This window comes from uncultured Rothia sp. (assembly GCF_937976295.1).
In the GTDB taxonomy this organism is placed as follows: Bacteria; Actinomycetota; Actinomycetes; order Actinomycetales; family Micrococcaceae; genus Rothia.
In genome coordinates this window covers 1-9,962 of record NZ_CALJRY010000323.1, presented here as the reverse complement: position 1 = coordinate 9,962, position 9,962 = coordinate 1, and the positions used below count along the sequence as shown (strand labels likewise).

Below are 9,962 nucleotides of genomic sequence, written 5' to 3'. Positions count from 1 at the left end.
ATGTGGGGCGGCTACATGGGTGATGCTCCGTATTACCGTAATGCGTTTATGGTTCCGGTGATTATTGCGACTCTGTATTTTGCGTTGGGTCATTTGTACGGCTACCTGTGGCGTGAGGAGCGTGAGGAGAAGCTGACTCCTTGGGATCAGTTGGAACGTAGTTAGCGCATGTTTAAAGGCGGATGCCCCGCCACCTTCTGTGGGTGGTGGGGCATCCGCCTTTGTGTACCGTGCTCGGTTTGTCGTGAGCCTCAGCGTTTGTCTTGAGCCTCAGCGTAAGAGACTCGGCGTGAGGCTACCGGTTTAGTGACCGCGCTTGATCCATGCCGGAAGTTCGGGTGCTTCCAGGCCGATGCCGGTGCTGTCGCCGTGGCCGGTGAGGACCGCGGTGGACTCGGGCAGGGTCAGCAGGCGGGTCGAGATCGACTCGATGATGGTGTCGAAGTCGCTGTAGGAGCGTCCGGTGGCGCCGGGGCCGCCGTTGAAGAGGGTGTCGCCGGAGAAGACGACGCCTTCGCTGTTCTCCCAGCTGAGGGTGGGTGCGTAGAAGCACACGGAGCCGGGGGAGTGGCCGGGGGTGGCGAGGACCTTCAGCTCGGTGTCGCCGATGCGCAGCACGTCGCCGTCAGCGAGCTCGTGGTCGAAGTCCCAGGAGGGGTACACCATTTCCCAGAGCACACGGTCCGCGGGGTTCAGGTAGACGGGTGCGCCGAAGCGTTCTGCCGCCTCCTTGGCGCTGCGGATGTGGTCGTCGTGGGCATGGGTCAGCAGAATCTTCTCCACGGTGCGGCCTGCGACGATGCGGGAAATCTTGTCGACGTCGTGGGCGGGGTCAATGATGATCACGGAGGAGTCATTGCCGACAATCCAGACGTTGTTGTCGACGTCCCAGCAGCCGCCGTCCAGCGAGAAGGTGCCGGAGGTGACGACTCGTTCAATGCGTTCGCTCACGCTACGCTCCTAGAGTTCCACGACCGAGCGCAGCACGCGGCCGGTCTTCATGGTTTCGAATGCTTCGTTGACGTCTTCGAGGCCGATGCGCTCGGAGACGAAGCCGTCCAGGTCGAGGCGGCCGAGCAGGTACTGGTCCACGAATTCGGGGAAGTCGCGGGAGGGCAGAGTGTCGCCGTACCATGCGCTCTTGATGGAGCCGCCGCGGCCGAAGACCTCGTCCAGCGGGATGTCCCAGGTGGTGCCGGGTGCGGGCACGCCGACGAGGACGACGCGGCCAGCCAGGTCGCGTGCTTCGAAGGCCTGCTTGAAGGTGGGGGCGATGCCGACAGCGTCGATGACGAGGTCTGCGCCGAAGCCGCCGGTGAGTTCCTTAATGGCCTCGACGGGGTCGACCTTGGAGGAGTTCACGGTGTGGGTTGCGCCGTGCTCGCGTGCGCGTGCCAGCTTCTCTTCGTCGATGTCAACGGCGATGATGGTGGTTGCGCCACCGAGCTGTGCGCCTGCGATTGATGCGGTGCCGACGCCGCCGCAACCGATGACTGCGACGGACTCGCCGCGCTTGAGCTCACCGGTGTTCAGCACGGCGCCCAGACCTGCGGTGACGCCGCAGCCGAGCAGACCGATGGCTGCGTACTGTTCGGGGCTGATGTCAGCGGTGATCTTGGTGCACTGGCCGGCTGCGACGAGGGTCTTCTCCGCGAAGGAGCCGATACCCAGTGCGGGGGTGAGCTCGGTGCCGTCCTCGAGGGTCATCTTCTGGGTTGCGTTGTGGGTTGCGAAGCAGTACTGCGGCTGGCCCTTGCGGCATGCGCGGCACTCGCCGCAGACGGCACGCCAGTTGAGGATGACCAGGTCGCCGGGGGCGATGTCGGTGACGTCATCGCCGACAGCCTCGACGATACCTGCGGACTCGTGGCCGAGCAGGTAGGGGAAGTCCTGGCCGACGCCGCCGGTGACGTAGTGGTGGTCGGTCTGGCAGACACCGCAGGTGAGGACCTTGACGAGTGCTTCGCCCTTGCCGGGGTCGGGTACGTTGATGGTGGTGACGGTGACGGGGGCGTCCTGAGTGAGGGCTACGACGGCCTTAACCTTGTGCATGCTGTTCCTTTGCTTGGGGATTGCGGTTGAGGTTCAACCGCAGATAAAGGTTTTTTGATACGTTCCCATTCTACGAGCAAAGGCATACCTAACGCACGATAAAGCCGATAGTGAAGCGCCTACGCGAATTTGACGTTTTATGACGTTGCCGTATCTACCTCGGCGGCGAAGGCGAGCGCACCGCGTCGGAACGCGCCCGAGGTCAGTGCGTTCACGTGGTCGCGGCCGGGCAGGGAGATGAAACGGTTGAGCGGGTTGTTGCCGCGCACCATGTCGTAGAGTTCCGCACCGTCGGCGGCGATGGTGTCCGCATCGCCGAGCACCACCGCAATGGGGACGCGCGGATGCGCGCCAGGGTCACCCGCCGGCAGATTTGGGGATCCGGCACGCAGGGCGGGCACGTCGAAGAACGGGCCGAAGGGAATCCGCACGAACTTCAGCAGCGCGTCGGGCTGAATGGGGGAGCCGTCAATGATCGAGGTGAAGGAGGCGATCGCCTCGTCGGTGGAGTCCGCCGCGGGCGTTTCTGCGCTCGCGGAGGCGCTGGTCCCCTCGTGCGCTTCGAGCATGGCGCGCAGGGTGATGAGGTGGTCGTGCAGGGGCAGGCCGCCCAGGGTGAGGGATGCGACCGCCTCCGGGTGTGTGAGGGCGAGTTCCCAGCCGACGCGGGCGCCGAAGGAGAAGCCAATCACGTGTGCGCGGGGCTCCAGCTCAACACCGAGGTCGTTCTCGGCGGCGACGGCGCGCAACAGCTGGCCGAGCAGGTTGGTGAACAGGTGCATGGGGGTCAGCGGCTGACCCGCCGCATCAACAGAGTGCACCGAATCAAACGGGATTTCACCGTTTATCACCTGCGTATGGGCGGGGAGTTTGCAATCAACCGTGAACTGCGGGTCTTTGAGGTATTCGTCCGTGTGGTAGGGCAGGTCAATGATCAGCACGGGGTATCCGGCGCGCAGGTATTGGCGGATCCAGCCGGTGCCGCCGTAGAGCTGTTCGCCGCGGGTGGCGAAGCCGTGAATCATGAGGGCGGGGACGCGGCTTGTGAGCTGCTGCGGCTGGTAGAGGGTGTACTCGAGGTTGGGCAGGGTCGTGCCGGGTACAACAGCATTGGGTACGGCAAAGGGCGCGGGAGAGAAATCTGCACTGGTCATATGTCTATCTTAGTGACCAGCGCAGGGTTTCTGTCCCACGCCCTTGAACGGTTGAGGCGATATGCGCTCAGCTGAGCTGCCGTTTAGTTCTTCTGTGCCGCACCGGTATCGGTGCTCAGGTCGAAGAGTGCCTCCTGCTGAGATTCAGCCGTTGCCTCGGGTTCGGTAGCTTCCGCCTTCGCGCTCTCCTTCGTCTGCTTCTGCTGCTCCTTGCCGTTTTCGATACGTTCCTTACCGTCGGCAATGAGAGTGCGAATGCTGGTGGTGCTGGTGTCCACCGCCTTCTGCACGCGAGCCGCAATGGAGGGGCCCTTCGGCTTGGGGAACATGCCCTGGCCTGCCGCCTGCTGCTGCAGTTCGCGTCCTGCAGACATGAGCTGCTCCTGGCGTGCCTTCAGCGCACGGGAAGCGGACGTGTGACGAGGCTGAATCTTCAGGTGACCGTCGTCGTCGTCGCCGGCAATGATTTGGCGCATGAGCATGATTTCGGCGTCCAGGTGCGCGCCGAAGAGGAGCATATTGTTCATAATCCAGATGAACAGCAGCATCACAATCACACCACCAATGAGGCCGTAGGTGGCGTTGTACTTGCTGAAATTATTGGCGTAGAGGGTGAACCCGAAAGCGCCCAGACCCATACCGGCCAGTGCCAGCGTCGCACCGGCGGAGAGCTTCCACGCCTTGAACCGGCGTACGTTCGGGGTGGCGGCGTAGAGCAGGGTGATCAGGCCGATGGCCATGAACAGAATCAGCACCCAACGGCCGTTGAGCCAGACGAGCTTGATGAGCTCCATATTGACGGTTTCGGGTACGTACTGGCCAATCAAATCGAGGACGGTTACGCCCAGCAACATCATCAGAATCATGAGCACAGCCAGGATGATGAGCACAGTGGTGACGAGCACGTTGATGGGCTTGAGCATCCAGCCGGGTCGGCCTTCACGCACGCCGTAGACGCGGTTGAGCGCGCGGCCGAAGGAGCCGGTGTACCCGGAGGCGGACCAGAGGGCGCTGAGGATACCGGCCAGCAGCGCCAGGCCTGCGCCATGACCGCTGGTGAGCTGCCTAATCGGGTCTTCCAGAATGCCGTACATCTGGGTGGGTGCGTTGTCCTTTAGGAAAGCGAGGATGGCGTTGGCGCTGTCTTCGCCCTGACCAAAAATACCGAGCAGGGAGACGATGGCCAGTAGCGCCGGGAAGATGGACAGCACAGTGAAGTAGGTGAGGGCCGCCGCCATGTCGGTGCCGCCGTTGGCGGTGAACCTGAAGAGGGTGCGGCGCAGAATGTAGAGGATGCTGCCTTTGGGGAAGTCGCGTAGTTTAACGCTGACATACTTGGGAAGTGCGGGCTTCTGTTTGCGTGAGAAGAGTCCGCGGCGAGCTCCTGCCGGTGACTCAGTTGCTGAGGTGTCCACGGAAGGGCTGGTGTGTGCAGCCAATGGGGCTCCTTGAATGAGTGGTGAAGATGTACACATGTGACTGCCTGCTCGCTCGGTTGAGAGAGTACGGGCGTGCAGAAGGGGCGGGGAGAACAATGAGCTGTCCTTCCCGCCCCTGCGGTGACATTATAGGGTTTTCGGACCCTCCCGTATTTTTCTGCGAGTGCAGATAGTTTATCTGTTGGTCAGCTAGAGAGGGTCACCACCCCGAAAAGCCTCAAAAAGCCTTGTCAGATACTGTTTTCAACTAACTGAAAACTAGTTGTGAATACCCAGAACCTTAGCGGTGTGAGCCATCAGCTCATCAGCCAGGTCGTGGTTATCGTTGAGCTTCACGCCGTAACCGGGGATGAGCTCCTTCAGGCGAGGCTCCCAACCGGCAATCTTGGAGGGGAAGCACTTAGCCAGCAGGTTCAGCATAATCGGAGCCGCAGTAGAAGCACCGGGGGATGCGCCCAGCAGAGCCGCAATGGAGCCGTCAGCTGCAGAAACAACCTCGGTACCGAACTGCAGGATGCCGCCCTTCTTCGCGTCCTTCTTCATAATCTGGACGCGCTGGCCGGCCTCGATGAGCTCCCACTCGCCGCCGTTAGCCTCGGGGTAGTACTGGTACAGCGACTCGAGGCGTGCGTTCTTGTCCTTGACCAGCTCGGAGAGCAGGTACTTGACCAGGGAGAGGTTGTCGATGCCTGCACGGGTCATCGGGTAGATGTTGTGCGGGCGCAGGGACAGCGGCAGATCCAGCAGGGAACCCTGCTTCAAGAAGTTCGTCTTGAAACCAGCGTAGGGGCCGAACATGAGAGCGCGCTTGCCGTCCACGTAGCGGGTGTCCAGGTGGGGCACAGACATGGGAGGTGCGCCCACCGAAGCCTGACCGTACACCTTAGCGTTGTGCTGGTTTGCGGTTGCCTCGTGGGTGTTGCGCAGGAACAGGCCGGAGACGGGGAAGCCGCCGTAGCCCTTACCCTCTTCAATGCCGGACTTCTGCAGCAGGTGCAGGGCGCCGCCACCGGCACCGAGGAAGACGAACTTCGCGTTGATGGTCAGCGGCTCTTCCTTGTTGATGCGGTTGACGGCATCAACGGTCCAGGAGCCGTTGGATTCGCGGTTCAGGTTGGTGACCTGGTAGCCGTAGCGAACCTCAACACCCTTGGTCTGCAGGTGGTCAATCATCTGCTGGGTGAGGGCGCCGAAGTCAACGTCGGTACCTTCGGGGGACCAAGTTGCGGCAATCGGCTCGTTGCCCTTGCGGCCGTTGACGGTCAGCGGTGCCCACTCGGCAATCTTCTCCCGCTCGGTGGAGAATTCCATGCGCTCGAAGAGCTTCTCCTTGCGGAAGGAATCGTAGCGTGCAGCCAGGTACTTGGAGTGGTCTTCACCGAAGACCAGGGACATGTGGGGGACCGGGTTGATGAAGTCGGTGTTGTCCAGAATCTTCTCTTCAACCAGGGATGCCCAGAACTGGCGGGAAACCTGGAACTGCTCGTTGATGTTCAGCGCCTTAGCAGCCGAGACGGTGCCGTCGGGGCCAGCGGGGGCGTAGTTGAGTTCGCACAGTGCCGAGTGGCCGGTACCTGCGTTGTTCCAGGGGTTGGAGGATTCCTGAGCGGCCTTATCGAGGCGTTCGAGCAGGACGATGTTCCAGCTCGGTTCGAGTTCCTTGAGGAACACACCGAGGGTGGCGCTCATGATGCCGCCGCCGACCAGGACGACGTCGGTTCGTTCAGTACGTGCTACCACTGAATTCTCCCTTAGGGTGCGGGTGCCCGGCCTGGGCACAGTGAATGTGGGGTACATCATCTAGCCTACTCCTTTTAGCGGGGTTGGCATAGCCAGAATCCACAAAACGAGAGAGAGTGTTGCAGTTCATATCAATAAATCTCTTAGGGTCGAAAAGACCTGTAACCGCGTGCATTTGCTACACCCGCCGCCAACAACCCAAAAGCAGTCTCAGCAATGCCCCCAGAAGCAACCATGCACCGGCTCCCGAAAGCTCCACTGAAAGCCTCGAAGCCCCCCGAGGTAGCGAAAAGGGGCGCACCCCAACCGGGATGCGCCCCTCACCAAACCATCAAATATACAGGTTACGACTTACGCAACCTACCGAACAGCTCAATCGCATTCTGCTCCGTCTGATAGCCCTGAACCTCACGGCTCACCGCCACCTTAGACGTCACATGCAGCAACGGAACCGCCGGCATAAACTGACCCAACTGAGACACAACCTTCGCGTACAAATCACGCTGCGAATCCACCGAATCGGCAGAATCAGCGGTGCGAATCGCCTCCATAATCTCAGTAAAACGAGGTGACGGCGCCACCGCCACAGCAGTAGGTGACGGCGAAGGAGTTGCCGAAGGACTCGGCGAAGCAGAAGCCGAAGCCTCCTCCTCCGGAGTCAACGGATCCGGTGAATAACTCGGCTGCGGGCTCGGAGTCGCAGAAATCTGCACATTCGAATCCGCACCGCGAGAAGACGGAACATCAGAATTCTTCTTCGTCAAACCCGTCGTCATATCCGAGGGCGCATTCGTAATCAACGAACGCACCTGATGCTCAGCAATCAACTGTGCCAACACCGGACCAAAGAACGCATACGGGTCACGGTACATGCCGTAGAAACCAGCCAGCGTAATACCGCGCTCCGAAGAAACCTCACGGCTCTTCTCGAAATACTCAGCCCACGGCAGAGGCACCGGCTTAATATTCAGGCCCACCTCAATCAGCGAAGCCACCATCTCCGAATACACCTTCTGCGGAGTATCCATCCACGGCAGAGAAACATCAGCAGGGTAGTAGCACTCAATCACCTGATTGTCGTACCCAGCCGTCGCCAACAGCGAGCGCGCCATATCCTGATTGCGGTCCGTGTATTCCTTCGCATCATCAGTCTTAATGCGGAACGACGGCGAAATCAGCGTCTGCGCTTCCGACGTACCCTGCGGGTAATACTGGCGCAACGCGCCACGATCCACCGCATGCGAAATAGCGCGACGCACCGAAATGTTCCTCAACACCGGATGCGCCGTATTCAAACCCAAATACACCAGCGAGAACGGGTCACGAGCCGGAGTCTGAAAACCATCACGCGCCAACTGACCCAAATCAGAAGAATTCACCTGATCACACGCATCAATATGACCCTCCATCAGCGCAAAATAACGCTTATCCGACGACGTGAGGGTCAAAATCTGAATCTCATCCAGCTCAGGTGCCTGACCAGCAAAATGAGTATTCTTCAGCAGACGCACCGTGCCGTCCTCAAACGAGTCCACACGGAACGCACCCGTACCCACCGGATTGCCCGTCAGCTTCTGATCAGCACCAAAAAGCGAAGGATCAATAATACCGAACGCGTGCTGCGCCAAAATACGCGGGAACGCCAACGAAGGACGCGACAGTGTCACCACCACAGAGTTATCCTTCGCCACCACCGAGGAAACCAGCGGCAAGAAAGACTGCACAGTATGCGGTAAAGAAGCATTCTGCGCGGGCTTCGTATCGCCCGGATTCGCGGCATCAGAAGCGCTCGCAGAAGCCGATGGGGATGCGCTCGGGGTAGCAGTCTCAGAAGCAGTAGCGGAAGCGCTCGGAGTAGCGGCACCCGACGGAGACGCCTGAACAGGCGCAGGCTCCACCGCCGAAGGATCAATAGAACCCGGCTTCGGCACACCAAAACCCCACGCAAACAACGGCTGAGCAGGCACCGCCAAAGCAGCAGTACCCTCACCCGTAGCCAACGCCTGCCACCTCTGGAAATTCTGCACCACAGCATCCGCAGTCAACGCAACGCCACTACTAAAATGCGTCTCACGCAACACAAACGTATGCGTCAAACGGTCATCAGAAACCGTCCACTCAGAACACAAAGAATCCTGAACCTCAGGATCACCCGTGTAATGATTCGCCACCAACAACGTCTGCAAAACCTGCGCCGTCACCTGATACGTACTCGCCACAGGAAACAACGCCGGATCCAAACCCAACGGCGCCGCACCCTGCGCAAAACGAAACACACGACGTGCATCAGCAGACGACGCACTCGCCGAAGAACCAGCAGAAGACTGACCAGAACACGCAGAAAGCGCCAAACCAGCACTAAAAAGCGCGCCAAAACGCAAAACGGCGCGTCGACTCAAGCCACTCGAGCCAGCAGTAGCTCGCAGCAGCGCATCAGAAGTGCCAACAGCTGACGATGCATAAGGCTGATGCTGCACGGGAGGGTCCTCTCTTCCGTCGCGGATGCTTATCTCTCAGGATAGCGGTTCAACACCAAGCCGGGCGAGACACACCCACCCCGGCAAGGCACATACAAGGGCAAGGCACATACAAGAGAACCCGCCGCCACGAAAACCGTGACGGCGGGGCCAATGTAAATGTGTGTGCGCGAGGGGGGACTTGAACCCCCACGCCATAAGGCACAGGAACCTAAATCCTGCGTGTCTGCCAATTTCACCACTCGCGCGTAGCGTCACCCCACACCCGAAGATGCATGCGTCTGAGGCAACAAAAAATTAGTGTACACCAGGAACCAAGGTTCTCCAAGCTTTAAAAGCAACCACCATAGGGCAAAAAGCCCGCAAACACGCCGCACAGCGACCCCACACAGAGCCGCTGCACAGAGCCGCCGCCACTCGCGCTACCCAAACACAGAAAGCACGACCCTACTTCGGATCAATACCCAAATCACGACGCAACTTCGCCACATGACCCGTCGCACGCACATTGTACTGAGCCACAGAAATAACACCCTGCTCATCAATCACAAACGTCGAACGAATCAGGCCCTCATACACCCTGCCGTAATTCTTCTTCTCACCCCACGCACCATACGCCTCAGCCACCGCATGATCAGCATCAGACAGCAACGGGAACGTCAACGACTCCTTCTCCGCAAAACGCGCAATAGCCGCCGGCGAATCCGGAGAAACACCCAGCACCACATAACCCAACGACTTCAACGACGCCAAATTATCGCGGAAATCGCACGCCTCCTTAGTGCAACCCGGAGTCGACGCCTTCGGATAAAAATACAAAATCACCTTGCTACCCGCATAATCACTCAGGCTATGCTCCACACCCGACGCATCAGCAAGGGTAAAAGCAGGCGCCGGAACACCCGGCTCAAGACGAACACTCATCAATACTCCTCAAAACAATAAACAGGGGAAGGGCGCGGATGCGCCCCACACAGTACACAACACAGTACACACACTAGTGTCCCATACACCCCACCCAAACAATGTGTCCAGGCTCACCCTAAACCAACTTGCGTGAACCACAAAAACTCGCGTATAGTATTTTTCTGTTGCAAGGG

Annotated in this window: 7 protein-coding genes and 1 tRNA gene; all 8 read right to left on the bottom strand. The window is 59.7% G+C overall.

Going from position 1 to position 9,962, the window contains the following annotated elements; genetic code table 11:
• Positions 1-303: 303 nt before the first annotated feature.
• Entirely contained in the window at positions 304-951 is a 648-nt protein-coding gene (locus tag Q0216_RS08595; RefSeq protein ID WP_298594547.1) for an MBL fold metallo-hydrolase, read from the bottom strand.
• A gap of 9 nt (positions 952-960) precedes the next feature.
• Positions 961-2,052 carry an S-(hydroxymethyl)mycothiol dehydrogenase gene (locus Q0216_RS08590; protein ID WP_298594545.1) on the bottom strand — a complete coding sequence of 364 codons (1,092 nt, stop codon included), beginning with the start codon at positions 2,050-2,052 and terminating at the stop codon, positions 961-963.
• Between the two features lie 137 nt (positions 2,053-2,189).
• The gene (locus Q0216_RS08585; protein WP_298594543.1) at positions 2,190-3,206 is read right to left on the bottom strand and encodes an alpha/beta fold hydrolase; all 1,017 of its coding nucleotides are present in this window, start codon (positions 3,204-3,206) and stop codon (positions 2,190-2,192) included.
• An 83-nt stretch (positions 3,207-3,289) separates the two neighbouring features.
• Complete coding sequence (locus Q0216_RS08580; RefSeq protein WP_298594541.1) at positions 3,290-4,645, bottom strand: YhjD/YihY/BrkB family envelope integrity protein; 1,356 nt, start codon at positions 4,643-4,645, stop codon at positions 3,290-3,292.
• Positions 4,646-4,903: 258 nt separating this feature from the next.
• Positions 4,904-6,385 carry a malate:quinone oxidoreductase gene (locus tag Q0216_RS08575; RefSeq protein WP_298594539.1) on the bottom strand — a complete coding sequence of 494 codons (1,482 nt, stop codon included), beginning with the start codon at positions 6,383-6,385 and terminating at the stop codon, positions 4,904-4,906.
• 344 nt (positions 6,386-6,729) lie between these two features.
• Positions 6,730-8,862, bottom strand: a complete 2,133-nt coding sequence (locus Q0216_RS08570; protein ID WP_298594537.1) for an ABC transporter substrate-binding protein — start codon at positions 8,860-8,862, stop codon at positions 6,730-6,732.
• A 166-nt stretch (positions 8,863-9,028) separates the two neighbouring features.
• Positions 9,029-9,110, bottom strand: a tRNA-Leu gene (locus Q0216_RS08565).
• 199 nt (positions 9,111-9,309) lie between these two features.
• The gene (bcp, locus tag Q0216_RS08560; protein ID WP_298594535.1) at positions 9,310-9,786 is read right to left on the bottom strand and encodes a thioredoxin-dependent thiol peroxidase; all 477 of its coding nucleotides are present in this window, start codon (positions 9,784-9,786) and stop codon (positions 9,310-9,312) included.
• Positions 9,787-9,962 lie beyond the last annotated feature (176 nt).

Coding starts and splice junctions, on each gene's coding strand:
- Q0216_RS08590 (WP_298594545.1), bottom strand. CDS start 2,052: ATGCACAAGGTTAAGGCCGTCGTAGCCCTCACTCAGGACGCCCCCGTC.
- bcp (WP_298594535.1), bottom strand. CDS start 9,786: ATGAGTGTTCGTCTTGAGCCGGGTGTTCCGGCGCCTGCTTTTACCCTT.
- Q0216_RS08585 (WP_298594543.1), bottom strand. CDS start 3,206: ATGACCAGTGCAGATTTCTCTCCCGCGCCCTTTGCCGTACCCAATGCT.